General features: G+C 39.2%; 33 protein-coding genes, 4 tRNA genes and 1 pseudogene. 28 read left to right on the top strand and 10 right to left on the bottom strand.

Annotated elements, in window-relative coordinates; translation table 11 throughout:
• Window positions 1-436 precede the first annotated feature (436 nt).
• The 4 genes from BLR60_RS19495 to BLR60_RS19480 are packed head-to-tail and all read left to right on the top strand — an operon-like array spanning window position 437 to window position 4,595.
• On the top strand, window positions 437-1,267 hold the full coding sequence (locus tag BLR60_RS19495) for a class II glutamine amidotransferase domain-containing protein (RefSeq protein ID WP_208600683.1): 831 nt from the start codon (window positions 437-439) through the stop codon (window positions 1,265-1,267).
• Entirely contained in the window at window positions 1,268-2,503 is a 1,236-nt protein-coding gene (locus BLR60_RS19490; protein ID WP_090502904.1) for a hypothetical protein, read from the top strand.
• 2 nt (window positions 2,504-2,505) lie between these two features.
• The gene (locus tag BLR60_RS19485) at window positions 2,506-3,423 is read left to right on the top strand and encodes a glycosyltransferase family 2 protein (RefSeq protein ID WP_090502901.1); all 918 of its coding nucleotides are present in this window, start codon (window positions 2,506-2,508) and stop codon (window positions 3,421-3,423) included.
• 8 nt (window positions 3,424-3,431) lie between these two features.
• Complete coding sequence (locus BLR60_RS19480; RefSeq protein WP_090502899.1) at window positions 3,432-4,595, top strand: AMP-binding protein; 1,164 nt, start codon at window positions 3,432-3,434, stop codon at window positions 4,593-4,595.
• A gap of 150 nt (window positions 4,596-4,745) precedes the next feature.
• Here the strand turns inward: BLR60_RS19480 and BLR60_RS19475 are convergent, their stop codons facing one another.
• From BLR60_RS19475 to BLR60_RS19460, 4 genes are all read right to left on the bottom strand, one after another.
• Complete coding sequence (locus tag BLR60_RS19475) at window positions 4,746-5,444, bottom strand: response regulator transcription factor (RefSeq protein ID WP_090502897.1); 699 nt, start codon at window positions 5,442-5,444, stop codon at window positions 4,746-4,748.
• Window positions 5,422-6,228 carry a sensor histidine kinase gene (locus BLR60_RS19470; RefSeq protein ID WP_090502894.1) on the bottom strand — a complete coding sequence of 269 codons (807 nt, stop codon included), beginning with the start codon at window positions 6,226-6,228 and terminating at the stop codon, window positions 5,422-5,424. The genes BLR60_RS19475 and BLR60_RS19470 overlap by 23 nt, the downstream gene beginning before the upstream one ends.
• Window positions 6,192-6,848 carry a hypothetical protein gene (locus BLR60_RS19465; protein WP_090502892.1) on the bottom strand — a complete coding sequence of 219 codons (657 nt, stop codon included), beginning with the start codon at window positions 6,846-6,848 and terminating at the stop codon, window positions 6,192-6,194. Before BLR60_RS19465 ends, BLR60_RS19470 begins: the two co-directional genes overlap by 37 nt.
• Window positions 6,849-6,931: 83 nt before the next feature.
• On the bottom strand, window positions 6,932-7,732 hold the full coding sequence (locus BLR60_RS19460) for a hypothetical protein (protein ID WP_090502890.1): 801 nt from the start codon (window positions 7,730-7,732) through the stop codon (window positions 6,932-6,934).
• Between the two features lie 467 nt (window positions 7,733-8,199).
• Here BLR60_RS19460 and BLR60_RS19455 point away from each other — a divergent pair, with 467 nt between their 5' ends.
• The 19 genes from BLR60_RS19455 (at window position 8,200) to BLR60_RS19365 (ending at window position 17,424) form a co-directional block, all read left to right on the top strand.
• Window positions 8,200-8,934, top strand: coding sequence for a helix-turn-helix domain-containing protein (locus BLR60_RS19455; protein ID WP_167354789.1), 735 nt, complete (start codon window positions 8,200-8,202; stop codon window positions 8,932-8,934).
• Between the two features lie 67 nt (window positions 8,935-9,001).
• Window positions 9,002-9,157, top strand: coding sequence for a RebB family R body protein (locus tag BLR60_RS25485; RefSeq protein ID WP_090502886.1), 156 nt, complete (start codon window positions 9,002-9,004; stop codon window positions 9,155-9,157).
• A gap of 70 nt (window positions 9,158-9,227) precedes the next feature.
• The gene (locus BLR60_RS19445; protein ID WP_090502885.1) at window positions 9,228-9,554 is read left to right on the top strand and encodes a hypothetical protein; all 327 of its coding nucleotides are present in this window, start codon (window positions 9,228-9,230) and stop codon (window positions 9,552-9,554) included.
• A gap of 24 nt (window positions 9,555-9,578) precedes the next feature.
• On the top strand, window positions 9,579-10,607 hold the full coding sequence (locus BLR60_RS19440; RefSeq protein WP_090502883.1) for a hypothetical protein: 1,029 nt from the start codon (window positions 9,579-9,581) through the stop codon (window positions 10,605-10,607).
• A gap of 10 nt (window positions 10,608-10,617) precedes the next feature.
• Window positions 10,618-10,995: a RebB family R body protein gene (locus BLR60_RS19435; protein ID WP_090502881.1), complete on the top strand. Its 378-nt coding sequence runs from the start codon at window positions 10,618-10,620 to the stop codon at window positions 10,993-10,995.
• A 20-nt stretch (window positions 10,996-11,015) separates the two neighbouring features.
• Window positions 11,016-11,240 carry a RebB family R body protein gene (locus BLR60_RS19430; RefSeq protein WP_090502879.1) on the top strand — a complete coding sequence of 75 codons (225 nt, stop codon included), beginning with the start codon at window positions 11,016-11,018 and terminating at the stop codon, window positions 11,238-11,240.
• Window positions 11,241-11,268: 28 nt separating this feature from the next.
• The gene (locus tag BLR60_RS19425) at window positions 11,269-11,535 is read left to right on the top strand and encodes a RebB family R body protein (RefSeq protein WP_090502877.1); all 267 of its coding nucleotides are present in this window, start codon (window positions 11,269-11,271) and stop codon (window positions 11,533-11,535) included.
• A gap of 42 nt (window positions 11,536-11,577) precedes the next feature.
• Window positions 11,578-11,844: a RebB family R body protein gene (locus BLR60_RS19420; RefSeq protein ID WP_090502875.1), complete on the top strand. Its 267-nt coding sequence runs from the start codon at window positions 11,578-11,580 to the stop codon at window positions 11,842-11,844.
• A gap of 30 nt (window positions 11,845-11,874) precedes the next feature.
• Window positions 11,875-12,141, top strand: a complete 267-nt coding sequence (locus BLR60_RS19415) for a RebB family R body protein (protein ID WP_090502873.1) — start codon at window positions 11,875-11,877, stop codon at window positions 12,139-12,141.
• A 29-nt stretch (window positions 12,142-12,170) separates the two neighbouring features.
• Window positions 12,171-12,437 (top strand): RebB family R body protein, encoded by a 267-nt coding sequence (locus BLR60_RS19410; RefSeq protein WP_090502871.1) that lies wholly within the window; start codon window positions 12,171-12,173, stop codon window positions 12,435-12,437.
• A 28-nt stretch (window positions 12,438-12,465) separates the two neighbouring features.
• Complete coding sequence (locus BLR60_RS19405) at window positions 12,466-12,753, top strand: RebB family R body protein (RefSeq protein WP_090502869.1); 288 nt, start codon at window positions 12,466-12,468, stop codon at window positions 12,751-12,753.
• A 41-nt stretch (window positions 12,754-12,794) separates the two neighbouring features.
• On the top strand, window positions 12,795-13,064 hold the full coding sequence (locus BLR60_RS19400) for a RebB family R body protein (protein ID WP_029287502.1): 270 nt from the start codon (window positions 12,795-12,797) through the stop codon (window positions 13,062-13,064).
• A 101-nt stretch (window positions 13,065-13,165) separates the two neighbouring features.
• Window positions 13,166-13,570 carry a hypothetical protein gene (locus BLR60_RS19395; RefSeq protein ID WP_090502867.1) on the top strand — a complete coding sequence of 135 codons (405 nt, stop codon included), beginning with the start codon at window positions 13,166-13,168 and terminating at the stop codon, window positions 13,568-13,570.
• Window positions 13,571-13,581: 11 nt separating this feature from the next.
• Window positions 13,582-14,361 (top strand): hypothetical protein, encoded by a 780-nt coding sequence (locus BLR60_RS19390; RefSeq protein ID WP_090502865.1) that lies wholly within the window; start codon window positions 13,582-13,584, stop codon window positions 14,359-14,361.
• Window positions 14,362-14,388: 27 nt separating this feature from the next.
• Window positions 14,389-14,859 (top strand): hypothetical protein, encoded by a 471-nt coding sequence (locus BLR60_RS19385; RefSeq protein ID WP_090502863.1) that lies wholly within the window; start codon window positions 14,389-14,391, stop codon window positions 14,857-14,859.
• Between the two features lie 112 nt (window positions 14,860-14,971).
• Complete coding sequence (locus tag BLR60_RS19380) at window positions 14,972-15,751, top strand: hypothetical protein (protein WP_143009117.1); 780 nt, start codon at window positions 14,972-14,974, stop codon at window positions 15,749-15,751.
• A gap of 49 nt (window positions 15,752-15,800) precedes the next feature.
• Window positions 15,801-16,658: a GH25 family lysozyme gene (locus BLR60_RS19375; protein ID WP_090502859.1), complete on the top strand. Its 858-nt coding sequence runs from the start codon at window positions 15,801-15,803 to the stop codon at window positions 16,656-16,658.
• A gap of 8 nt (window positions 16,659-16,666) precedes the next feature.
• Window positions 16,667-17,083 (top strand): hypothetical protein, encoded by a 417-nt coding sequence (locus tag BLR60_RS19370; RefSeq protein WP_090502857.1) that lies wholly within the window; start codon window positions 16,667-16,669, stop codon window positions 17,081-17,083.
• An 11-nt stretch (window positions 17,084-17,094) separates the two neighbouring features.
• Complete coding sequence (locus tag BLR60_RS19365) at window positions 17,095-17,424, top strand: hypothetical protein (RefSeq protein WP_090502854.1); 330 nt, start codon at window positions 17,095-17,097, stop codon at window positions 17,422-17,424.
• Between the two features lie 257 nt (window positions 17,425-17,681).
• Here the strand turns inward: BLR60_RS19365 and BLR60_RS19360 are convergent.
• Window positions 17,682-17,753: transfer RNA gene (locus BLR60_RS19360), tRNA-Glu, on the bottom strand.
• 68 nt (window positions 17,754-17,821) lie between these two features.
• A tRNA-Met gene (locus tag BLR60_RS19355) sits at window positions 17,822-17,897 on the bottom strand.
• Window positions 17,898-18,236: 339 nt separating this feature from the next.
• On the opposite strand from BLR60_RS19355, the gene BLR60_RS19350 reads away from it, so the two are divergent.
• Both BLR60_RS19350 and BLR60_RS19345 read left to right on the top strand, forming a co-directional pair.
• Window positions 18,237-19,739: a hypothetical protein gene (locus BLR60_RS19350; protein ID WP_090502852.1), complete on the top strand. Its 1,503-nt coding sequence runs from the start codon at window positions 18,237-18,239 to the stop codon at window positions 19,737-19,739.
• 7 nt (window positions 19,740-19,746) lie between these two features.
• Entirely contained in the window at window positions 19,747-20,340 is a 594-nt protein-coding gene (locus BLR60_RS19345; protein ID WP_143009116.1) for a hypothetical protein, read from the top strand.
• A gap of 500 nt (window positions 20,341-20,840) precedes the next feature.
• Here the strand turns inward: BLR60_RS19345 and BLR60_RS25235 are convergent.
• The 4 genes and pseudogenes from BLR60_RS25235 to BLR60_RS19325 all read right to left on the bottom strand — a co-directional run.
• Window positions 20,841-21,380: pseudogene (locus BLR60_RS25235) on the bottom strand (site-specific integrase); the annotation flags it as partial.
• A 69-nt stretch (window positions 21,381-21,449) separates the two neighbouring features.
• Window positions 21,450-22,058, bottom strand: a complete 609-nt coding sequence (locus BLR60_RS25230; RefSeq protein ID WP_244155704.1) for a phage integrase SAM-like domain and Arm DNA-binding domain-containing protein — start codon at window positions 22,056-22,058, stop codon at window positions 21,450-21,452.
• Window positions 22,059-22,305: 247 nt separating this feature from the next.
• A tRNA-Glu gene (locus BLR60_RS19330) sits at window positions 22,306-22,377 on the bottom strand.
• A gap of 68 nt (window positions 22,378-22,445) precedes the next feature.
• Window positions 22,446-22,521: transfer RNA gene (locus BLR60_RS19325), tRNA-Met, on the bottom strand.
• Window positions 22,522-22,634: 113 nt separating this feature from the next.
• On the opposite strand from BLR60_RS19325, the gene era reads away from it, so the two are divergent.
• The 3 genes from era (at window position 22,635) to BLR60_RS19310 (ending at window position 25,782) form a co-directional block, all read left to right on the top strand.
• Window positions 22,635-23,531 (top strand): GTPase Era, encoded by an 897-nt coding sequence (era, locus tag BLR60_RS19320; protein WP_090502846.1) that lies wholly within the window; start codon window positions 22,635-22,637, stop codon window positions 23,529-23,531.
• A 186-nt stretch (window positions 23,532-23,717) separates the two neighbouring features.
• Entirely contained in the window at window positions 23,718-25,019 is a 1,302-nt protein-coding gene (der, locus tag BLR60_RS19315; RefSeq protein ID WP_090502844.1) for a ribosome biogenesis GTPase Der, read from the top strand.
• Window positions 25,020-25,395: 376 nt separating this feature from the next.
• Window positions 25,396-25,782 (top strand): GNAT family N-acetyltransferase, encoded by a 387-nt coding sequence (locus tag BLR60_RS19310; protein WP_090502842.1) that lies wholly within the window; start codon window positions 25,396-25,398, stop codon window positions 25,780-25,782.
• Window positions 25,783-25,990 lie beyond the last annotated feature (208 nt).

Genomic DNA, 25,990 nt, shown 5'->3' with positions numbered 1-25,990 from the left:
GTGAAAATTTAAATATGATTCTTTTTTAAAAGCCATATTCAAAAAATACAAATGAATTATAATAGCAATATATGTATGATATAAAATACATTTTAAGTGTGTTAAAAAGTAAAAATGTGTATTTTTTGAATATATTTTCTGTGCTTATTTCTTATTAAAAATAAAGTGCGTATCTATGTATAAGTCAAATCCAGCTGCTCACTCAAAACGCTTATCCAAATGAAAAATGCTCTTCCATCAATTATTCCGGTAATCGATAATTAGCTTTATTGCTTATTATCAGTTATTTAAATATTATTTGTTTTTTATATTGATATTCAGTCTCATCCTTTAAGGTGCGAACTAAAAAGCATTAGGTTATTTTATATTTAAAACAAATTAAGAATATTTTAAGCTGTATATATTTACATTTTAATAAACCTTAAACCAAACAATCGTGAAAAATTTATTGTCAATTATCATTCCAGTGCTTGAAGGGATTGAAGAATCTCCATTGAAGCACCAACTCTTAGCCTATTTTCCCCAACAAGCTGAACATTTTAAAACAATTGAAGACAGTTTTGTGAAACTTACTTCATTTCTGCATGACAGGGATCATCTTAAGCCTTTTTTTCATAGCTGGAGCCAAACCAATAATAGCGCGGTAACTGTTGCCGGATTAAGCAATCGCATGACCATGATGATCCATAAAAATATGCCTATACCAGATGAAGCGCAGCTTTTCAGATCGGTAGCCAGCCTGAACAGGATTGTTGATGAAGATTTGGCTGTTGTGGGCAAAGTATTACACTCTGATTTGTTCTATACCATGGCTACCAATACCTGCGGCGATGATGGCTGGTTGTTAAGGCAATACCTGGATCCAAGTGCACGTGCTTTTAAATATTGGAAAGACCAGAACTCGTTGCGCAATAAAGATTTGTTGATTGGCCTGTTAACTACACTAGTTCATGAAATTTATACCCATGGCGAGGTGGAATTTATATTACCAAAGTTTACCCGTTGGCTGGAAGATGATTTTGGTTTCGATAAAGATACCTTAAAACATACACTGGCCTGGATAACCGTACACTGTGGACCAACTGAGAAAAACCATTTCTTTTTTGCCGTTAACGCCATCAATTATTATGTTAAGGCGATGGATGTAAATTTAGCAGATTATGATTTACGCGAAATTGTTGCCGATTATTTGAGTAAAAAAGCAGCTGTTATGGAAACCATTAGCGCAAGTTTGGAACCTGTGATGTTTGAAGAAGAAATTGTATAAATGATGACGGGCGAGCTTGTAGAAAAACATAGCATCTGTAATCAGGAAACACTGAGTGAATTATTGATGAAACACCTGGGCGAAATACCCTGCAATGGTGCAGATTCTTTTTCTCCGGTTCCGGTTGCCGTAAACCGTAGCGAAATTTTACGCATGGAAAAACTATGCCAGGTTTTGAACAAAGCGCTAACCAATGTTGTGAATGCTTATTTTACCGATGAAAGAATACGTAACATTTATAATTTTGATGAGGCGTTAAACAATATTTTGAGCATCGCAAATGCTCGGCCTTATGAAGTGGGCATGTACCGCCCCGATTTTTTACAGGCAGACGATGGCAGTATCAAAATCTGTGAGATAGGGGCAAGGTATCCGATTAATGGATGGATGCTGAGTTATTACCTGAATCTGATTACTGAAGATAGCCATTTGCCTTTGTTGGAAGCTGTTCCTCATCAGCGCGACTTTATTCCTGCCATTTTTAGCCGTTTTAATAGTAGTGAGCCTATTGTGCTGGTGCATGAGAAAGAAAAAGGCACTGAGGTATTTTACCTGTTAAATGAATTTAGCAAGCAGGGCCTGGATTATGTTTCTGCAAGTCCGGCCCAGTTAAAATGCCAAAATGGGTCAATTTTGTTCGATGGCAAACCCGTTGATCAGTTTATATTGGAAATGGACCGTGAAGAACTACGTAATTTTGACCTTGAGGTATTAAAACTGATTATCCATAACGGGAACTACTTTAACGATGTACGTACACTGATATTGGTTCACGATAAACGTATTCTTGCTGTTCTTTATAATGAAGAGATCATGAGAAATTATCTTTCTGAAGAAGAATATCTTTTCTTACGGTCGTTTTTAATACCTACTTATGCCTTGCATACGCCTGAAAAACGGAATGAAGTAAGCAACTCACCGTTAAATTGGGTGTTAAAACGTAATAGTGGTGGCCGTGGTATCGATATGTACGTAAAAAGTGATTGCGAAGCTGTTGCCTGGTCTGATATTATAGCGAAACAATGGCCCGACTATATGGTACAACAGTATGTACCCCAACGCTGGTTTAAATATGGCAGTGGTACGGAGAAAGGCGTAATAAATTTAGTCGGGATGCTACTGTGTTACAATGACCGGTCTTTTGGTCCTGGTTTGTTCCGTGGTTCTGCAGAAAGCGTGGTTAATGTTCACCAGGGTAGGGGAGTCATCTTTCCTGCTATGATATCGGCATCATAGGTATGACACATGCGATCATTATACCCCTGTTTAATAAGGCGGCTTACATCACGCAAACTTTAAATTCAATCATCCGGCAAAGTAAACTGCCGGATGAGTTGGTTATTGTAGACGACCTAAGTACAGATAATAGCCTTTCTATTGTTTATGAATATTTACATCATCATATTTCGGCTTTTGGCAATTGCAGGATACAGGTCATAAGACTCACCGAGAATAAAGGCCCGGGCAATGCACGCAACATCGGTTTTGCGGCTACTAATTGCGAATTAGTCAGTTTTTTGGATGCAGATGACGAATATCAACCACGGCTGTTGGAAGTTGCAGCTCAAGCATTTAAATTGCATCAGCTTGATTTTATGGTGCTAAACATCGCGTTTATGCCGGGCAATGAAATATATCCAGACCTAAAGCCCTTAAAAAAGTACCTGGAGCCGCTTGATGTAGATCTATTTCTGATTAAGGATCCTTTAAAGGCAGTTAGTGCCCGGAATTTTATCATGGGGGTAGGCAGTAATGTAATGATACGGAGTAAATGGATTGCCGCTAACCGATACGAGACCGAAGCGCAGCTAAATGAAGGCATCGATTTTTGGTATAGGGTACTAAAAAGCATCTTAAACCAAGTGCCAGGAAAGATAGCTTTGCTAACCGGCGCTTATCTTTACGTTAACAAGGTACCTGGTAGCCTTTCGAGGAAAAAATACAGCCATTTTAAACAAATTGAATTACCACCGATAATTTCGAGATATATAAATAGTAAGGACAAGCACGATAAGCTGATGATGGGCATGATCGGCGAACGCTGGTATAAACATGCTTTACGGAATTTATCATCCAATAGCCAAAAAATCAGGTTTTTATGGTATTATCGCAGCTATTTGCCTAAATACATCGGCTATCTGCTCATCAAAAGATAAATATTTTAATGATCAATCCCCTCCTTAATCAGTACTACCAGGTTGTTAAACAGTCTGATCTTTTCAGATCCTATTATCTTGATCATGAAGACTATCTAAATGCGCCCATAGTAGGTAAAAAGGAATTAATTAAACTATTAAATGGTCATTTCGATCTGCATAGCCAGGAACGGGGTGTTTATTTGGTGCGCTCTGGTGGATCTACCCAAAAACCCCTGATTTTTCCGGTTGATATTACAGAAAATCTCGAACAGCGTGCAGTGCTTGCTTCGGCTTTACTACAAGCTAAAGTTTTTACGCCAAAAACCATTGCACTTAATATGTTCGGTTACATGGATATGTACCGTACCGCTGCCATTATGGACGATCTGCTGGAAAGGTGTAAGGCAACCACTTTGGTGGCCAGTGCCGGTTTGCCTTATGAAAATGCCTACCAGATGGCGCTAAATTTTAAGCCTGATTTATTATTGGGTACACCTTCAGTATTATTCCTTTTTGCGCAATACCTTAAAAAAAATCAGCTGCGTTTATCCATTAACAATCTTTTGTTTGGTGGCGAGTTTTTGCCGCCATCACATGTCAAACTTTTCGAAGATATTTTCGGAACCCGGCAGATCTATTCATTGTATGGTTCTGCAGAAACGGGGATATGGGCCTGGTGTAATTACAGCCGGTCACCATCATTGTTCAGTGTAATTGATGGTCTGGTAGTGGAGCTAAGCAGTTGTGATGCTGGTGGCTATGGTTCTCTCCTGGTAAGTAATCTATTCCGTAAACGTTTCCCGATTTTTAGGTACAATACAGGCGATATTGGTAAATGGGTAGAAATTGATGGCCAACCTTACCTTGAATTAAAAGGGAGATCATCAAATTCTTTTATGTTTAACGAGTGCAACTATGAGCTGGATGATTTTAATGCCGTTTTTTCAGATGTAGAACGGTTTCAGATACAGATCGCATCACAAGATGGTTCCAATATCATAAGATTTCTATTGATCACCGATGTAGCCAATAGCAACCAAGAAGCCTATATCGGGTTAAAGCTTCAGCAGCTCTACGAGATATTTGGTTACCCAGTGAAAAACTTAGAAGTATTAGTGGGTAAGGATTTAACTCTTTACATCAATGCCACTACAGGAAAAACACCCATAATTGTAGATCACCGGGTTTGATTGCAGCAATATTGTTAGAACTAATTTTATTTCATCCCACTTTTGTCAGGACTAAAAGTTTGGTGTTTGCGGGAGAAGGGGAAAATTCCATAATTTTTAAATTTTGCAACGTTTGGCAGAAAAATTAAAAAGATGAGGATTTGTTGTTTATTATCGTTCATCGAGAATTCCATTTTTAACTGCATATACGGCCAGGCTCACTGAATTGGACATACCTGATTTTTCCAATAAATTTTTACGGTGGCCCTCCACGGTTTTTATACTGATGAATAATTTCTGTGCAATTTCTGCCGTGGTTAAGCCATTGCAAATAAGGGTTAATACCTCAAGTTCTCTTTTGCTGAGCGGGCTTTCACCATACTTTAAAGTTGACCTCCTGCCATAATTATTTTTAACACCATTTAGCATGGCTGCGGTAACAGCATCTGTAAAATAGAATCCGCTATTATATACGGTTTCAATGGCTTTGTATAAGGTTTGTTCATCAATATCTTTGGGCAAATAGCTACGCGCACCGGCTTTCATCATATAAAAAATGAAATTATCTGCGGTGTGCATAGATAAGGCAATTATTTTTGCTTCCGGGAATTTTTCCATCATATGTTTGCAGCCATCTATTCCATCTGTTCCGGGCATTTCAATGTCCATCAGGATAACATCAGGCACCTGCAATTCCATTTCTTCTAACAATTGCGAATAGCTTTCTACTTCGAAAATAAGTTCGAAGTGTTTCACCTGTCCAAGAATTTCCATTAGTCCCCGTCTGAACAGTTTGTGATCGTCCACTATACCTATTTTAATTTGGTTTAAGGGTTGATGGGTTAGCCTATCTTTGATCTTTTTCATCATTTAAAGGAATATGTATTTCAATTAATGTACCCGTATCTTTTCCAGATGTTATTTTCAAAGTAGCCTGCATGGCTGCTACCCGGGTTTTAATACTCTTAATACCTATGCCCATCTGTATCGGATCTTCCATTATTGCCGCATCAAAACCACAGCCATCATCTTTAACTGTAGCCAATATGCGTTCAGGTGTTTGATTCAACATGATTAAAAGATTTTTTGCATTTGCATGATTGATGACATTGTTGATTAATTCCTGCATAATGCGGTATATGGCCAGCTCGTATTCAAAATTAAGTTCAAATTTTGTATCTAATACCATGTCAATCGCTAAGGTATTGCTCGCAGATAATACCTTTACCTGGTGATGTAATGCATCCGCCAATCCGAATTTTGCCAGTACAGATGGGAACAGGTTATTCGCAATCATTCTTACATCACTTATGGTGTTGCTCAATCCATTTTTAATGTTCGAAATCAATTGGTGGCTTTCAACATCCGTGTTCGGAAGCCGATTAACGAGCATTTTAATAGCTGAAAGAGAGGATCCTATTTCATCATGCATATCCTGTCCTATCCTTACCCTTTCTTTTTCCTGAATGCTAATGCTGAAACCAAGTAATTGTCTTTGGTGCTTATCCTTCACTTTTTGTAAACGCCCCTGCTCTTTAAGCAGCCTTCTATGGTATATAACAAAAAATGAAATGGTCGCAACAGCTAGCAGTAGCATAACCAGAATACTTCCGAATATCAGATGTTGTAATTCAGTTTCTTTGGGATTAAGCATACTGTTAAAGTGTAAAAAATGTATAAAAGTATATTAAATATAGAATGGGTAAACCAGATGAGATTAAAGAAATTAAGCGATAACATTTGAATGTAGTTACTAAAAATGAAGATCACCGAGTTGGCTGAGAAATAAATAAACAGACCTGTCGATAACCAAAACATAGGTTGACGTTCCAATTGTGTTTCTATAAACGAGCTTAGGTTTTTATAATAATAACACAATACAAGTAACAGTATCAGCACCCCTTCTGTAAAGTGAGGAAGGGCACTCAGATCATCATTAGGCGCCATCAGCCAGTCGGCAATTACATAAGCGATAAACAATAACGTTACAATAGGTATGAAACGGCTAACTGCCATTTTTTTAAACTCAGATTTATAAATCCTTGCCAGTAATGTAAATTCGATGAGTATAAAAATTGGCCACAAAAAATGATTGCTGATTTTCAGAAAGTACAAAATATGGCCAATAGCTTCTACCAAGAAATCAAAAAAGATTAATAAGGCCAGCGATCGCCATGCCTGGTCCATTTTTTTAAATCGTATAACAGCGACCAAAAATGGTACGATTACCACAACAGACGAATAGATTAAAAACGTTTGAAAAGCACTATTCATAAATGCAAGATTGGATCTTAATTCAAAATTTTATCCTGGCAGTCGCTTTATATATCCTGGCCGGAATATTGATTGTCCGGATCTCAATATGTACTGTTAGAAGGTGGGGTTGGAAGAGAGAGATCGTAAAAAGAGTTTACTTCCTCATCTCCTGTTATACCCTTTGCATTAAGCGGTACGCCAGCCAAAACCAGTCCGAAAGTACGTTTCAATGTAGGTTGTGCATTGAGGTGATCAGCAACATGTTTATGAATAACCGGCAATATAACTACATCATAACACTCTTTTTGCGTTCCTGGCGGAAATAACGAATACATAAAGTCTGAGACGACATAGTTGTATCCGACGAGGTATCCATAGTTTGTCAGAAAAAGCTTACTTAATAATTCAGGTGATTTTGGACTGGCATTGCATACCGTTTTCCACTCACTTATCCATTCTTTGGCAAGGCGGCCCGAAATAAAGTTCCCTATCTCTGGCAAGGACTTGCTGCTTACCACCGTAATGGTATCATGATATTGTGGTCTACCAATATGGTAAGCCGAACATCTTTGGCCCAGTTGATCGGTAGCATATAGTATGATGGTAAAAGTAGGCAGCTTGATCTTGTAAGGATAATAGTCGTGAACGATTGCAAATCTTGCATGGATGTGCTTAACCCCAACACATGATAGCAAACTTTGTATGGTTGCGTCGTTAAAGTAAACCTGAGCCAACATCTGTTCAATACTGCTGTCTTTATCCGCAAAAACTTTCCACGGCATTTCAATACCCGAAATCTGTTTGCTCCATTCAAGTGTGTATTCTATAAATTGGAGTTCAGAAACAACATTAAAATCTGCTAAGCCCCCAGGATTGGACGAGTTATCTTGATTGTTTATCATGTAGAATAATAAAAACAGGTAAATGAAAATTAATTTTTTATATAATTAATTGTTTTATGAGTATGGCAGAACCCTCTGTTATATTGAATTATACCCCCTCCAATAATCATCGAAAATACAAATTTACTATTTCATAAGTGTCTTTATTTATGGGTAAATACATTGAGTAATAATTAATCAATTGATTGTCTCATAAATATTACATTGATAATTCTAAAACGGCTATAGGGATTTACCCTTGGCGGTGAAGATTAAACCCTCATTTACAAAAACACCTGTTTACGCTCTTTAAACGAGTTTAACAATAACCTTCCTTTGATATACAGAATATCAGTTAATTAATTTCATTAGCAGCACTCATGAATCTACATCGTACGCCACCCTCAAAACTATCATCCCCGATATCGCCAACAATTACGATAATGGTACGGAAGAAGCACCATTTTATTGATTTAATGATGGCCCATATGGAATCAAATTATGGCGATGTAAATTTTTGTGTAGTTAAACTGGCTGCGTTATTGAAGATGACTGCATCTCAATTAACCCGTAGGGTATTCGAACTTACCGGAAATACACCTGCTAAACTTATACTTCATCACCGCCTGTACAAGGCTTGTTATTTATTGCTAAGTAGTAATGAGCCGGTAAAAAACATTGCTCGGCTTACAGGTTTCAGAGCTCAGGCCAGCTTCTGTCGCTCTTTCACGAGTGCATTTAAAATCAGTCCGTCTAAATATCGGGAAACCCAAAATGCTGATCATGATTTAATAATCCGTTGGAAAATACCTATTGATATGCCTGAAGCTAAAATTTTATTAAATCATGCCACGCAGCATCAATGGTTAAAAAAGCTTTTGAGCTTTTCTTTATCTGAGTGCGATAATCATACAGAATCAATACCAAAGCTTGCCAAACTGTTGAACACGACCCCATCCACGTTAAACCGTAAATTGAAAGAATTATATCCTGTCACTTCTGCAAGGTTTATACGGGACTTGAGATTGCAATATGCCTCTGAGCTGCTCGGCAATGCCGATACTATTACGGAGGTTGCGGTGGCTACCGGTTTTTTTGATCATTCACATTTTTGCCGTTGCTTTAAAACTGTTTTTGGAACATTTCCTTCGACGTTTAAAATGAAAAAAAATGCTGAAATGCCAGTATCATGGCTAAAGAATAAACTGCTAGAAAAATTGTAAAATGATTGACAGTTTTTTACAAGTCTTATGTATTTTTAGTTAGTAATTTTATATCAAACAATACGACATGGATTCATTACAGATTATATTTCAAAGTATGGCAGTATCAATGGGGATAGCCATGCACAATGCGAGCACCAATCAGCGTAGCGGACAACTAATAGCCAATGCATGCTTGTCTGTTTGCTGCAAAAAAATACTGGAGAGTCAAAGTAGTACATAATCTCTGCTAATAAAGCATCATTTCATATAAAAATGAACTAGTTAACGGATACACAATTAAATAATTTATTATGCCTTATACAAGTTTAACCACATCAGACAGTAGCATTACCCCACAGATTATGCAAGACGAAGGGACGATGAAAGCCTTTCAATCTGTCGCTCAATCAACAGCACTCGCCGTACAGGATGCAGTTGATAATCTCAGAAACGTAAATACCATCAGTTCTACCGCGATTGGTGTTGCCATGGCGCAAATGCTTGCAGTGCCGGCAGATGCGGAACAATATACACCTATTGTAACTGCCGCCCAGGCCTTAGCGACCAGCGCAGCGGCCAACTTTCTGGTGGTGGGTCAAAACGCCGCAACAGTACTCAGTGGATTTCCATCGAAATAAAGTCTTTAAACAAAATCAAGCGCAATGATTAATCTAAACGGAAAACAACTTACTTCTATTGGTGGGCTCAGCACAAAGGCACAGGCGGTGCTTTCTATGATTAATGGAGGGCAGAAATGGTTAAGCTTTGGCATCACCGATACCACGGTTAATGGCATCAATGCCGAAAGCGAAAACCAGTTGCTTAAACTGATACAAAATGGTTTGACGGGCGAAAGCTATATCCGGTTCAATACGTTCAGGGCAGATATCGACAAAATACTGTCTTTATCCGAAGCCGATATTGCACAGCTGGCTGCTATTCGGTTAACTGTGAATGACAATGAGGCCAACCTGGACTTATTGCTGCACCAAAACGAGCTGCTCAGCTATGGAGATATGGCAAAAAGTGCGGATATGATTTTTCTGCTTGTTCAACAACGGCCGGATCTTTTTCAGGCACTTTCTTTTAATGAAATGCTAACGTTAACTGATTTTGTGATGAAACAAAGCGAAGTTAATCCCGAATTGCAGACACAGTCGGCAGCCTTTGCAGCTACAACCGCGGCTACTGTATCCGATTTTGTTAACCTTTCGCTTTTCTATCAGTATGCACTACAACAGCTGCCGGGCGAAAACCTTATACCGCAAACGCAAAGCAGCGAAATCCAGGCCCTGTATGCGCAGTTTGAAGCAGTGGTACAGCCTTATTTGTTTACTCCATCAATAGACATGCTGGCCGACGGTGGAAACCTGGTCCAAGCTATTCCCGAACTGGCCAGGGCAAGTCATTTTATTGGTTATACTACCGCCAGTGCTGCCATGCTTAACCTTATTCAGAATATCACGCTCAACGAACAGGCAGGCGGCGGCTTAAATACAGCCATCCAAAATTACCTTGCCGCAGTAAAAAACCTCATCAGCTTTACAACGGCAACCAGCAATGCATTGTCGCAGGATGGGGCCACGGCTTCGGTTAAATTTCAATCCGCTCAGGGCATGGCAAATGTTGGCGTGGATCGAAATGGTACCGTATACCTGCTTCCAGATACCAAGATTACTCACTTAAATTAAATAGGAAATTATGGCAAACGATTATATCCTCTCTTCTGTAACCGATGTACAGCAACTGCTTAAGGGTAACGCTGACTCGCAATCGGTAGCAATGCTGAACAATGTAATGGCCGAAACCATAGGTATGGCTATGCACAATGCTGTTACGGCGCAGCACAATGCGCAGATGCTTAATTCGGCAACCACTACCTCTACCTGTGCGCGTATACTTTCGGTAATGGGAGCGAAACCTCCTGCGCCTACACCGCCACCGGGGCCAACTCCTGTTGCTCCCAGCCCAGCAACAGGAGGAACCACAACTTCGGCTTCTTCAACAACAGGAGCCGATCCTGCAACTGCCGCTACCGGAAGCGGTACGTCCGCTGCTAATAATGGCACCAGTAATTAATATTTAAAGCTAATCCTAAAATGGCAGAAACAGTAAATAGTCAGGTTACCGATTCAATTACCGAATCAAGTCTTGAAGTTATTGGAAATGCGCCGTCTATCGCTATAGGCAATCTATATCAGGCAACGGCCCAGGCATTGGCTAATGCAGCTCATAATGCTACAATAGCGCAGCAGCAGGCCAATATTTTAGGGCAGGCGGTAACCGCCCAGGGAGTGGCACTTATATATTCTATTAAAATTTAATCATTATAAACTCTAAAAAACAACAACTATGGCTTTTCCAACAGCAGTAAACAGCCAGATCACCGATTCGGTGACTCAGGCAAACACACAGGTATTGGGCGTTGCGCCGGCAAGCGCGATGGCTAATCTTTTTCAGGCAACCGCACAAGCCTTGTCTAACGCAGCCCATAATGCAACCACCAGTCAGCAGCAAACTAACATTACGGCGCAGGCGGCAACCACAATGGGGGTAACCACGCTGTATTCTATAGATACAGCATCTGATGCGGTGGGAACTTCCAAAATATTCGCTTAACAACTAATTCACTATTAATTCACAACTTAAATTAAAACAACAATGGCTTTTCCAACTTCAGTAAACGACCAGATCACCGACTCTGTATCACAGGTAAATACCAAAGTATTGGGTGATTCGCCGGCGATGGCAATGGGCAACCTGTTTATGGCTACCTCACAGGCACTGGCAAATGCGGCACACAATGCTACCTATTCGCAACAGCAAACCAACATTACGGCTCAGGCTGCCACAACATCAGGTATTACCACCTTGTATTCGATAGATACCTCATCAGATGCGGTGGGTACCCGTAAAATTTATCAATAATTAAATCTTAACTCTAAATCTTAAACGGTTATGGCTTTTCCAACAGCAGTAAACGACCAGATCACCGACTCGGTATCACAGGTTAACACCAAGGTATTGGGTGATTCGCCGGCAATGGCAATGGGTAACCTTTTTATGGCTACCTCCCAGGCACTGGCTAATGCGGCACATAATGCAACCACCAGTCAGCAACAAAGCAACATTACGGCCCAGGCCGCTACCACATCGGGCATTACCACCCTGTATTCGATAGATACCGCATCAGATGCAGTAGGTACCCATAAAATTTATCAATAATTAATTATTAATCCTAAATCTAAACCGTTATGGCTTTTCCAACAGCAGTAAACAGTCAAATTACCGATTCAGTATCTGAAGTAAACACCAAGGTACTGGGCGATGCGCCAGCGATGGCAATGGGTAACCTTTTTATGGCTACCTCTCAGGCCTTATCCAATGCGGCTCACAACGCAACCCATACGCAACAGCAAACCAATGTGACTTCGCAGGCCTCTACCACCTCGGCAGTAACAACCCTGTACTCCATTGATACTTCGTCAGACGCCGTAGGCACACATATGATTTATCAATAAACCTATGTTCAACTCAAACTAAATAAAAATGGCTTTTCCAACCGCAGTAAACAGTCAGATCACCGATTCGGTGACTCAGGCTAACACCAAAGTATTGGGCGATGCAGCAGCTATCGCAATGGGAAATTTTTTCCAGGCTACTTCGCAAGCTTTGGCCAATGCAGCACATAATGCAACCACCAGTCAGCAGCAAAGTAATATTACGGCGCAGGCGGCAACCACTATGGGCGTAACTACTTTGTATTCGATAGATACCGCATCTGATGCCGTGGGTACCAAACAAATCTATACTCCCGGCAAAGTGAAGGGATTTTAATCAAACAAAAATTATCTATTAATCTTTAAAACCAACTTATCATGGCTTTTCCAACTTCAGTAAACGACCAGATCACCGATTCAGTAACCCAGGCAAACACCAAAGTATTGGGCGATGCTCCTGCAATTGCAATGGGCAACTTGTACCAGGCTACTGCACAAGCATTGGCTAATGCAGCACACAATGCAACCAGCAGTCAACAGCAAAGTAACATTACCGCGCAGGCAGCTACTACTATGGGTGTGACCATGCTGTATTCAATCGATACCGCATCTGATGCCGTAGGTACGAAACAAATCTTCGGCTCTTAGGCCGTACTTACACCGGATCCAAAAAGGAACGGAATGGTTAAAGGGGGCGGCGCCCATGGTTGGTGCTGTCCTCATTCCAATCACTTTTAAAAAACAATGTTATGCAAAGCGATTCTCCTAATACAGGGACTACATCAGTTGTGCCCGATAATCAGCCGGCTGCGGCACCATCAATGTCACCTCATCAGGTCATGCAGCAACAAATCAGCGATCTTAAATCGCAGATTGCCACCATTCAACAACAGGCTATACAGGCGATGCAATCGCAGGTTGATAGTAGCTTCCAGGCACTTGCCGCAAGTAGTTTGCAAATGGTTAATGACCAGGCACAGCCTCAAGCCGCAGCAGCTGTTACACCGGTGGCACCACCGTTAATTAACCCTATTCAGCAAGCAATGAATACGGTAAATACAAATGTTGATGCGGCTATGCTGGCTGCCCAGCAAAGTGTACAAAATGCCGAAAGTATTATAAACAATCCAGCGCAGCAAAACGTCGGAAATTAATTTGGAAAGTTATGGAAATAGATTATAATACTTTTATAGAATATTTGAAGAAATGGTGTGAAGAAAGAAGCGATTACATCAAACAGTGTTGGCCCCTGAGAGGTAGTTGGGAGGCTTGGGTTCAAATTGATTTCGCAGCATATATGCACTCAAACTATCCAGATGTGGATATCCTGCGGGAAGCGGAAATTTTCAAAATGAGGTTAAATTCGAAGGGAAATAGAAGTTCAAAACAGCCTGCAGTTGATTGGTTGATTAATGGTAATACTGCAAATCCGAGATACCGAATTGCAGTAGAATTAAAATGTCTCTCCGCGGGACCGCTTGTTAATTCTATAGGAGATCCCCAACAGGTTGATCCATTAAATATCTCGAACCAACCACTCTACCCGGCAATCTATTCTTTAGTTAAAGGTGTAAATGAAGATCAGGAAAAACTAAATCAGAATAATATAAATGACGAGAATAGGTATTGTCAAACAACCGTTGTGGCATTAAACTTTGCGCCTGAAGCTCAAAACTATTTGAAAAATTACACTAAATTAGAGAGTATTTACATAACAACAAATCGCGAGGTGGAAATTTGGGCGCAGCTTTTTTACACCTCGGTTAAGTCAGATTGGGCAAATTCTGCTTCTTCAACTGCACCGTTTGGCTTGCCTGTGTCGTCTAATTCGTCTGGTCTTTTTGGGTCGCCTTTGCCTGGTTCGTCTCTATCAAATCCCATAGACCTTACATCCGGGTCGTCGTTGCTTGGTTCATCAGCGTCAAATCCGATGGAAATCGAATGATTAACTATAAGCTTAAAATGTAAACTTATGACAGCAGATAAATTATTAAATTTTTTTAAATTGAAAGCGCCGCAAATCGTTAATGCGAGCAGTACAGGGGCGGGTTGGGAAATTTGGCTTCAGACTGAATTGATTCTAGCACTTAGAGAAGCAAACCAGGGATACAGTGGTGCGCGTGAACTACCTTACCCTTCGCCATTAAGCAAGTCACGTCTTGACATAGGTATTGGTCACAATCAGGAGTATTACGCTATTGAAATGAAAGTGGAAAGCGCTTTCAAAGCCAAGCCTTTTCTGAGCCGTATCTTAAAAGATGTTACTAAAATAGGGTATTATTCGGTTCAGGGAAGCCCGGTGAAATTAACCAAATATGTAGTAGGTATAGCTTATGGTGTGGCGGCAAAAGCACAAATGAAGCAATATTCAGTTGATAATGCCGGACAAGTAGGTTATTGTGAGCAGAATGGGCTTGGAATCCTTTTAATCCTGGTTCCTTAAGCTCCATGTAATAACCAAATTAATATTTAACTTACTGAATTAAAGAGTTGATTAAGAGGAAAACAAGCTGATTGACCCATTCACTTTTTTATAGATTTAACCCTCAGCCCTTATGACCCCGATTTGTTCCCCGCTAAATGTTATGGTTTACCCGATGCTGATTTCGGGTAGCTTTATTGTGGTTACCCTAATCATATTTTTTTGTTTAGCGGCGTGGACGTCGCTCTTACGGGAAGAAATTACTAACAATGAGGAATTCCAAAATAACCATAAACAGCTGGAAATTAAACTCGGTAAGACATTAAGCCAAGAATATCCTTTCAGCCTGTCCAAAGTACAGCTGGGTGTTTGGACAATGGTGATATCATCATCCTATATTTACCTATCACTATTTAAAGGAGATTGTGCAGAAACGGATATTAATAAAACGGCACTGGTGCTTTTGGGGATTTTTTCCGGTACGGCAGTCACCTCAAAAATAATAGATAAACGGGAATTAAAAGATCAGCGACCGAGGCACCAGAATACTCCGTCAAGAGGCTTTTTAACGGATATATTATCAGATGATGCTGGGATCAGTATTCATCGTTTTCAGCATGTAGTATGGACCTTGGTGGGGGTGGCCATTTACCTTTATAAAATAGGGGAAATTAAAACAGGATGCATTTTACCCGAATTGAGCGATACTTTATTGACACTAATGGGCATCAGTAGTGCCACATTTGTGGCTATCCGGTCAAAAGAAAATGATCCTGAGGCTGCACGGAAATCCAGCGCGCCTGATGTCAGGCCGGTCGCCGAATCCATTATAACTCCTCCGTATCAGGTGCCCACAACTAAACAAGCTCTGCCAACGAATACAAATATCGGAAACAATAGCTTTTACGGATAATTATTATACAAATTACCGCTAGAATATTCATCAAACTTAATCTTAAAATATGCAAACACTTTCAATCGGTTCTACAGGCAGCGAGGTTTTAATGCTGCAAAGAGCGCTCTCTTTTCTTAATTATTCATTGGCCATTGATGGCAACTTTGGTCCGGGTACGCGGGCAGCAGTTATCCAATTTCAAACGGATCATCAGTTAAGTGCCGATGGCATTGCGGGACCCGCCACATGGACTGTACTGGATAATCTGGTGCCGCAGGGCATGGATATCAGCCATTTTAACAGTAATATCAACTGGAGCCAGTTATCATCCCATATTCAGTTTGTTTATTGCAAAGCCAGTCAGGGCGCAGGCTTTAAAGACCAAACGCTAGCTCACAACATGGCTACCATCAGGCAACAGAAACTGATATTTGGCGCTTACCATTTTTTAACTTTTCAGGATTCGGCTGCAGTGCAGATGCAGAACTTTTTGTCGTGTGGGATTGATTTCACAGCCCCCGGTACCTTACCACCAGTGTTGGATATTGAGTGGCAGGTAGGTTCAAATGATGCACAGAGCCAGGCAATGAACCAGTACATTTTGCAAAATAAAGATGCCTGTGTTCAGTTGATTCAAGATTGCCTTAACCAACTTTCAGTCGCAACCGGTCGCACCCCGATGATCTATACCGCAAAATCATTCTGGTCAGAATACTTTAATGGTGTCACTTTTCCCAATTACCCATTGTGGGTGCCTTCCTATCAGTCTAAACCTCCGGGGTTATTTGGCTCATGGCAAGAATATACTTTTTGGCAATATTCGGGCGCCGGGGTGGTAACAGGTGTGGCCGGGCAGGTTGATCAGGATCTTTTTAACGGAGACAAAACAGCATTAAATGCATTTGCGCTTATTACCAATATTTAATAACAGGTATGAAAAAAATAGCTTATTATTTGCTGGCAAGTATTTTAATCGGCACAGCTTGCAGTCCACTAATCTCAAATTTCGACCGGTTTGCTTATAGGCAAATTACATCTCTCAAGGTAGATGCCTTAAGTTTGATGGATGAAGCCACAAGTGATTACGCTAGTCACGCTGCAGAAGTAAAAGCTTTACAATCAGATCTTAATAAGACTGTAGAATACAATAAACACCGGCTGAATAACGACATAACCAATAAAATGTATGCCTTACTAAACGATCCAGAAGCGAATTTGCTCGGAGGTTTCTTGGTAAAGTGGCAGAACGATGGGAGGTGTAGTCCGGCCTATATCACTGATAAAAAGAAACAGATAGCCTTTTCGTTCGATCAGATTGCCGATTTGGAAATTAGAAAGATTAAACGTTAAAAATTAAAATAATGATTATCGATTTTAGCAATATTTGGCAAATACTGAAGCAAGGCATTGCAGGCATAGCAGAAAAGAAGCTTAGGGAATATGCTGTTGCGGCAACGTCTGATGGGTATAAGATGGTTAATGAAATGCAGACTGATCTTAAAAGCTGGATAAACGAACTAACTTCAGGATCGATAAGCAAATCTGATTTTGCTGATCTGGTAGCGGGACAAAAAGACGAACTGAAAATGGAATTGCTTGAACAGGCAGGTCTGTCGGAAATTTTGGTTGACCAGTTTAAGCAGGATATCTGTGATTTGATCACTAATACGGTTTTGGCATCGATACCCTAAGATAGTTAATGAAGCTTACATGTAACAAATAAAGAATGGAACAATGCAATGACTGACGTGAGGGTACTTTTTATATACTATCTCCCTTAATAAAAAAATCTTCTAAAGTGCGGCGTATATGCTTGCACAAAAGATTTTCTGTAACGATAGGCGCTGAATTACCAACTTTTTCATTAAGCTTTAATACAAATTTTGATGTCAACAAAAAAACCTGCAAATGTTTGAATTGCAGGTTTTAAATCATCGATGTGAATCTGTAGCCCGTAGGGGAATCGAACCCCTGTTTCCAGAATGAAAATCTGGCGTCCTCACCCCTAGACGAACGGGCCATTTTCAGTATTTTAATTTCCAGTTTTCAATTTGCAGTTAACCGCCAACTGAGAACTACTAACTGAATTGGTAGCGGGGACACGACTCGAACGTGCGACCTTCGGGTTATGAGCCCGACGAGCTACCAACTGCTCCACCCCGCACTCTATATCTTCAAAAGATTCTTCCTTTGAAGGAGTGCAAAGGTATATATTATTTTCAGTTTTCAAAAGGCTTCGCCAATATTTTCGAAATATTTAAATTATCTGCTTGATTTTTAGCGAATTATTTTTGCTTAAACTGAATTTTAATTGATCTTGCAAAAAGGGGGAAGATATTATGTAATCATATGATTTGTGTAAAAGTATCACAAAAAATAGTCCTATAATTACAATCAGACATCAATAGCTCATCTTCACGTAAATTTTGAAGTGGCTGTTTTAATTAATAATCTTGCCGTTGTATATTCGTTTCTTCGCTCATATAATAAATCTAAATTAACAATGAAAAAAACTTATTATCTGTTGAAACTGTACGGTACAGTTTTTATCTTACTTATTTTACTGCTCGTTGGCAATAATTCTTGTAAAAAAGAAAGTGACAAACAAAACCAAGAGACAGAAAATTTAATTAGCGATTATGTTAAAAGAACAAAAAGCGTCAACAAGAACGACTTCAGCCAATTACAACCTATTTGGAATTCCTCATATACATCGGAATACGATAGCAATGTTTTTTATGAGGTTGATTTAAGGAACCCTAATCACTTTTTTTTAACTGATCAAAAAACCACTCCTGAAAAGGCGGCTCAATATGAGAAGTCTAATAATATCAAGCTTCTGATCCGAAAGAACAGAGAAACTGGGAAATCAGCGTTTTTCTATATGTCGCTGATAGCTAGTAAAATTAATCAGGATTTTAGAAATATGCATTATAAAAAGCTACCGAACTTTACTGGATCGGTTCGCTATTATTCACTCAATGGAGAGTTTATAAATGGTTGGACTTATGCTGATGGCAAAGTTGCAAATAAGATCAAAGCTTTGAGTGCAAAATTGATGAGTCAGATGAGCTTGAACCCTCAGAAACTCGCGCAGACGGTTGGTTGCCCTATTGAAGAGATTGAGCGTTATCAAACAATTTGTTCAATGGGGGATGGTCACACCGATATGGAATGCGTAAGAAGACTGATCGGCACTGACCATCAATTTAACGACTGTACGGGTGACTCATCAGAAGACAACGAAGGAGGAGGAGATGGCGGTGTTGGAGATAGTGGCGGCGGGGACTCTCCACCTCCACCTTATTACGACTGCACAGGCGTATTAGATGGAACGGCTTATAATAGTGATTGTGGATGTATTGGAGGAAATACAGGTATTATAAACTGCGAACAGAAAACAATCATAGATAGTCTAAGAGGATATCCGTGCGCTCAGGATTTACTAAGGAAATTTCCAACTTTGCGTACTGAAATAGCAAACTTAGTCAAGAATACTTTTTCGGCCAACGATAATATTAATGTGACTTTCAAAGTTAACCAGACTCTAGCAGGTACAACAACTGACGGAAGAACGACTGCTCCAACAGGATATGTCCCAGGTATAACAGATGAAGAGACTGTTGAACTGAACCCAGATGTATTGAAGTACGCAACAAAGGAATATATTCTCGTGACTTTATACCATGAGGCTTTGCACGCTTATTTCAATAAAATGAAACATCAATTATCGCCAACAGAATTTACAAATCGATTCGGAACGATATCCGTTAATGGAGGAAGGACATTGTTCCCAGAAGTTGATGGTCATTTCGAGATGGCAGCCAATAATTACCTAAACGGCTTGCGGGATGTAATAAGGGCATTTAACCCAAATTTTGATATTACCAGGGCATATGCTCTGGCCCAGGCAGGAGTAGTACAGCTTTCTCCTGCAAATAGAGCTATTAACGATCAAGAAAGAGATACAAGAAAAACAGGCTACACGGGAACTAAATGCCCTTAACAATACAATGATGAAAAAAAAATCCAAAAAGTTAAACCTGATTTTTATTATTCTGGTTAACACAATAGCTTTGCCATCATTTGCACAGCAAAAAACTAATAAACAAAACCAGGACGCATCAATACAGAAAAAAATATATTCTGTTTTTTTCAAAAGCAGTCCAAAATCTTTTTTGAAAGATAGCTCAGCTATCTACGTTTTCAATTTCAAGTTGCATATCGTAAAAAAAACAAACGGGAAAGCGATAGCCGTTAAGATTGTGGCGAGTGATAGTCTTGCCTACAAGCTTTTTCCAACGTATAAAAAATTATATGAGCTTGATTACTCGCATCTGTCTAATGAGGATAATAGCGCGACCCTGGTGATTCCAATAATGATTTTTACAGTTGGAAGAGATAAGAAGAACGAGTATCTGATTTCGACACAAGCAGCAATCAATACTTTACAAGATCTAAATCGCAATGATGATTATGATCAAGATATGGCGGGAAAACAACAAACAAATCCTCCCGTTGCATTTACAAAGATAATTCTAGCAGCTCCCGTGGTTTTTGACTACAGCATAAAACCATTGCCTACCGGAACAGGGATTATCAAATAAGGATTAGTAAGCGAGTATGATGGATATCAATATGTCTACAGTTCAAAAGTGGGCAATTCGACAAAAGTTGGCGAAGACCATTTTTGTTGAATTGCCCATTATAGCTTTAACGCCAAACATAGAATCAGTAGAGAATTACGATCAGCAGCATATTTATTAAGGCCAGCAATCGATAAAGAGAATTTCATCGACTTCATCAATCAAAAGGCCATTAAAGCTAAATGACATCTATAACCTACTCCAGATCCTATCGAACCTTTTACACATTAAGATTTGACTACTTATGCATTTTTATTGCTAGTACTCGAAATCTAAATATGATTTTTACACAAATACTATCGTCGATTGCTATCTTAAAATAATATAGTAACAGATAAGGGCTGATGATTTGACGCCTCTCCGTTATTTTTAAGTTGTTGTTTTTAAGCTGGCTAACGATTGTTGTTTCGTCCTGTCCCATCTCCGACCAAGAGATTTATAATAGACTTAAATTATGTGTTTTAGCTGAGACTGAACTGCTGTTTAAGCTTACCCATATCCTGGCTGATCTTGATATCAAGAACCTTTGCATAGTGCTGAGTAGTTTTTAAAGCAGTATGTCCAAGTATTTTGCTTACTGTCTCGATTGGAACCCCATTCGAAAGCGTAATTGTTGTTGCAAATGTATGCCTGGCCAAGTGGAATGTCAAATGTTTATCTATGCTACAAACATCCGCTATCTCTTTTAGGTAAGCATTCATTTTCTGGTTGCTTAATACTGGCAATACCAAATCCCTATTTTCGCATTCAGGATTGTCCTTATAACGACTTAATATATCAAGGGCATTGGGTAAAATTGGTATATGGGATGATGTATCAGTTTTTTGTCTTTTGGTAAATATCCACTTCCCCCCATCTATCCCTAAAGCGATTTCAGATCGTCTTAATTTTTTAACATCTGCATAAGATAATCCAGTAAAGCAACAGAAGATAAAAATATCCCTAACCTGTTGCAACCTACCTATAGTAAATTTTTTAGCTATAATCTTATCTACCTCCTCTTGGGTTAGATAGGTGCGTTCTTTGGCTTTGGCTGTGGATTTATAGGCGAGAAAGGGGGCCTGTTTTAGCTATCCATTCTCCGTACAGTAATTCACGATCTTTTTAAGGTGTTTAATATATTTTGCGGCATAAACATCGCTACACTTACAATCTGCCCGTAAATAATGTTCAAAATTACTAATGAAGGCATAATTAAGTTCACTGATCTGAATATCATCTTGAGAGTATTGTTTTCGAAGAAAATCTGTTAAGTGTCTTTCAGATGTAATGTAACCTTTTAGTGTATTGGCTTCAAAGCCATTCCCAACTAATTCCTTTATCCTCGAATTATGTTCTGCAAATAATTTCATTAGATATCTGCTTTTTTGAGATTTGCCTTTAAACTGTCCTTGTAAAGTCGCTGCTGTAATTTGTTGCCCTGTGTTGAGTAAAGCCTGATGAGCTATTCTCATCTTGCTTTGCAAGCTATCCAGATAGCTATTGAGTGTTCTGACATCTTCCTTTGTGCAAATAGCACGTCCTGCAGAACTATTCCATTTGTTGGATTCACATTCACGACCAATGGACATTTCTGCCCGTTTACCATCTACGGTGATGCGCATATAAATGGCCCTAGGGCCTCCTTTGTAGACTTTTTGCTTTCTTAGATAATAAAGCAGATGGAAATTACCTTTCATAATTACTTACTTAGAGTGAAACAAAAGTAAGACGGCAGCCAGCCGATATCAAGATGTTTAGCGACTAAACATGTTAGTGTACAGTTTGTTATTGGAATTCGGTGCGTAGTATTTCCATTTTTGATACGCACCGAAATACACACTTTTTTATTGCGATTTGATGTGTATTTTAGGTTTTTGATATCAATAAAAAACCCTGCAAATGTTTGATTTGCAGGGTTTTGACATCATTTGACATTGATTTTTGTAGCCCGTAGGGGAATCGAACCCCTGTTTCCAGAATGAAAATCTGGCGTCCTCACCCCTAGACGAACGGGCCATTTTCAGTATTTTAATTTCCAGTTTTCAATTTGCAGTTAACCGCCAATTGAGAACTACCAACTGAATTGGTAGCGGGGACACGACTCGAACGTGCGACCTTCGGGTTATGAGCCCGACGAGCTACCAACTGCTCCACCCCGCACTCTATATACAACTCGTTTTTCGTGAATTAAATCCTTAACTCTGTTTCCGAATTGGAATGCAAAGATATAATTCGTTTCTTTGTACTGCAAATTTTTTTTAAAAAATATTTTAATGGCGCATAAAGCAGGTTTTGTTAGTATAATAGGTAAACCAAATGTAGGTAAATCTACCCTCATGAATGTGCTTGTGGGCGAGCGACTTAGCATTATTACTCCTAAGGCACAAACCACAAGACACCGTATTTTAGGTATCGTAAATGAAGAAGAATATCAGATCGTTTTCTCTGATACACCAGGTATAATTAAGCCAAAGTATAGCTTGCAAGAGAGTATGATGAGCTTTGTTAATGGATCTTTAACTGATGCTGACGTACTTTTATTTGTAACTGATATTAACGAAGAATACGATGAAGACGACGTTCTTGAAAAAATCCTGAACCGTAATATCCCAACTATCGTACTCATCAATAAAATTGATAAAGCATTACAGGAGCAGGTTGATGAGAAGATTGCCTACTGGCAGGAGAAGTTAAATCCCGTTGCTATTTATGCCATTTCGGCTTTACATAAGCACAATGTAGACGGGTTATTGGATCGTGTGCTCGAAATGTTGCCGGAACATCCGCCATATTACGACAAAGAAGATTTAACCGATCGTTCAGAACGTTTCTTCGTTTCGGAGATGATCCGCGAAAAAATCTTCCTCAACTATCAGAAAGAAATCCCTTACAGTACCGAAGTTATTGTAAAGAGTTTTAAAGAAGAGGAAATGAAAAACGGTAAAGGTTCCATGGTCAGGATTACTGCAGAAATTGTAGTCGAAAGAGATTCACAAAAAAATATTTTAATTGGTGCCGGCGGAAGCATGTTGAAAAAGGTAGGGACCGAAGCACGTTTAGAAATTGAGAAATTTTTAGACAGCAAGGTTTTTCTGGAAATGTTTGTAAAAGTAATTCCCGACTGGAGAAGTAAAAAGAATTATTTAAAAAGCTTCGGTTATGATAATTAATTTCGCTTTCTAGAACAGTTTAAAAATTAATATTAATAGAGGTTACGGAAAAATAACCGTACCTTTGCAGCCCGAAATAAATCGGTTAGTAGTTGATAGTCAATGGCTGATAGCCAAATCGTTTGAGCAGCTTGCCCAAACATCACGACCATTAACTATAAGCCATTAACTATCAAAAGAACACCCATGAGTAACATTATAGCCATCGTAGGCAGGCCAAACGTAGGCAAAAGCACACTTTTTAATAGATTAACAGAAAGCCGTAAAGCCATTGTAGACGATATGAGCGGGGTAACCCGCGACAGGCACTATGGCGTTGGTGAATGGACAGATAGACAATTTACCGTAATTGATACGGGTGGTTATGTAGCCAATTCAGAAGATGTTTATGAAGCAGCTATCCGCGAGCAGGTGATGATTGCTATCGAAGAAGCCAGTGTGTTGGTTTTTATGGTGGATGTAACTACAGGTATTACCGATTTAGATGATGATATCGCTCAGGTATTGCGCAGAAGTAATAAACCCGTTTTTGTTTGCGCAAATAAAGTAGATAACACCGCTTTATATAACGAAATACATACTTTTTATGGTTTCGGATTAGGCGAAGTATACCCGTTGTCATCAATGACCGGCTCTGGAACAGGAGAGTTGTTGGATGAGATTGTTAAAAACTTCGAAGATATTCCGGAAGAAGAAAATCAGTTACCTAAGATTACCATTGCCGGTCGTCCGAATGTGGGAAAATCTTCTCTGGTTAACGCCTTAATTGGTAAAGAGCGTAATATCGTTACTGCAAATGCCGGTACAACACGTGATTCAATTAAAATCCACTATAATCAATTCGGTCATGAGTTTATGCTGATTGATACGGCAGGATTACGTAAAAAAACAAAGGTTAAAGAAAATCTTGAGTTTTATTCAGTAATGCGTACCATTAAAGCTTTAGAAGAAGCGGATGTGGTGGTGTTAATGATTGATGCCGTTGAGGGGATTGAAAGTCAGGATATTAATATTTTCCATCTGGCCGAAAAGAACAAAAAAGGTATCGTAATTCTAATCAATAAATGGGATCTGATCGAGAAAAATACGCAGACTATGAAAGCTTTCGAAGAGCAGATTTATGAGCGGATCCGTCCATTTACGGATGTGCCGATCATTTTTACCTCCGTATTAAATAAGCAAAGGATCTTTAAAGCAATAGAAGCAGCTTTAGAGGTTTATAAAAATCGCAGTAAGAAAATTCCTACATCTAAATTAAATGATGTAATGTTGCCGCTGATTGAGAAATTCCCACCACCGGCATTAAAAGGAAAACACATTAAGATTAAATACATTACACAGATTAACGCTACTTCACCGATGTTTGCCTTTTTCTGCAATTTGCCACAATATATTAAAGATCCGTATAAACGTTTCATCGAGAATAAATTAAGGGAAAACTTTGATTTTTCCGGTGCACCGATTCAGATTTATTTCAGACAGAAATAAGTAGGGTTGAAGGTTTAAAGGTGGAAAGCGTAGGGCTAATATCCCTAAAAACCAATATTATTTAAAATAGGGCTGAATTCCATAGCGAAAGTAGCCCTGTTTTTGTTTTTGCTCCATCGTCATTTCGACTGGAGCACAGCGAAATGGAGAAATCTTTAAACTATGTTTATTGGACATTTTAAAGATTTCTCCACTACTGTCGAAATGACAGTCCTCTTTATCTGTGGTCAGAAAATGCCCTTACTTTTACCATATGCAATTACAAGTAAGAAATAGTCAACCAAAAGATATTGATGCCATTTTCGGATTTTACGATATGGCTATTGCATATCAAAAGAAAGTGTTTAACAAACACTGGTAGGGCTTTAGCAGAGAAATGGTGCAAACTGAAATTGATGAACACCGCCAATATAAAATTCTTGTAGATGGTGTGGTAGCCTGTGTATTTGCCGTTACATTTAACGACCAATTAATTTGGGGACAGCGGGATCAGGATGCGATTTATATCCATCGGATTGTAACCCATCCCGAATTTAGAGGTTATTCTTTTGTAAAGGAAATTATCAAATGGGCTAAAGATTACGCAGCAAAAAACAACATTAAATTTATCAGGATGGACACCTGGGCAGATAATGGAAAATTGCTCGAATATTATACAAGTTGTGGTTTTGATTATGTTGGGGTAGTAAGCATGGGAAAAACCGATGGACTGCCGAAACACTATGAAGGAATCAGTTTAAGTTTGTTTGAGATTGTGCTGTAGCACCTTGCAAGGTGCATCAATGGTGGCTCGTAACGAAATATATTCTGTGATAAAATTCATCAATATCTTAGGGAGATGCTAAGACTAGAGGAGATCCTGAAATGAATTCAGGATTGTAGATGTTATATAATTCGGTAACAGAATCATAATTATTAAATTGATTCTGTTATGCCAATAAACACCAATGATTTTACTGTTGAGCGGAAGT

Source organism: Pedobacter terrae (genome assembly GCF_900100705.1).
In the GTDB taxonomy this organism is placed as follows: Bacteria; Bacteroidota; Bacteroidia; order Sphingobacteriales; family Sphingobacteriaceae; genus Pedobacter; species Pedobacter terrae.
This window is presented reverse-complemented; position numbering and strand designations above follow the sequence as displayed.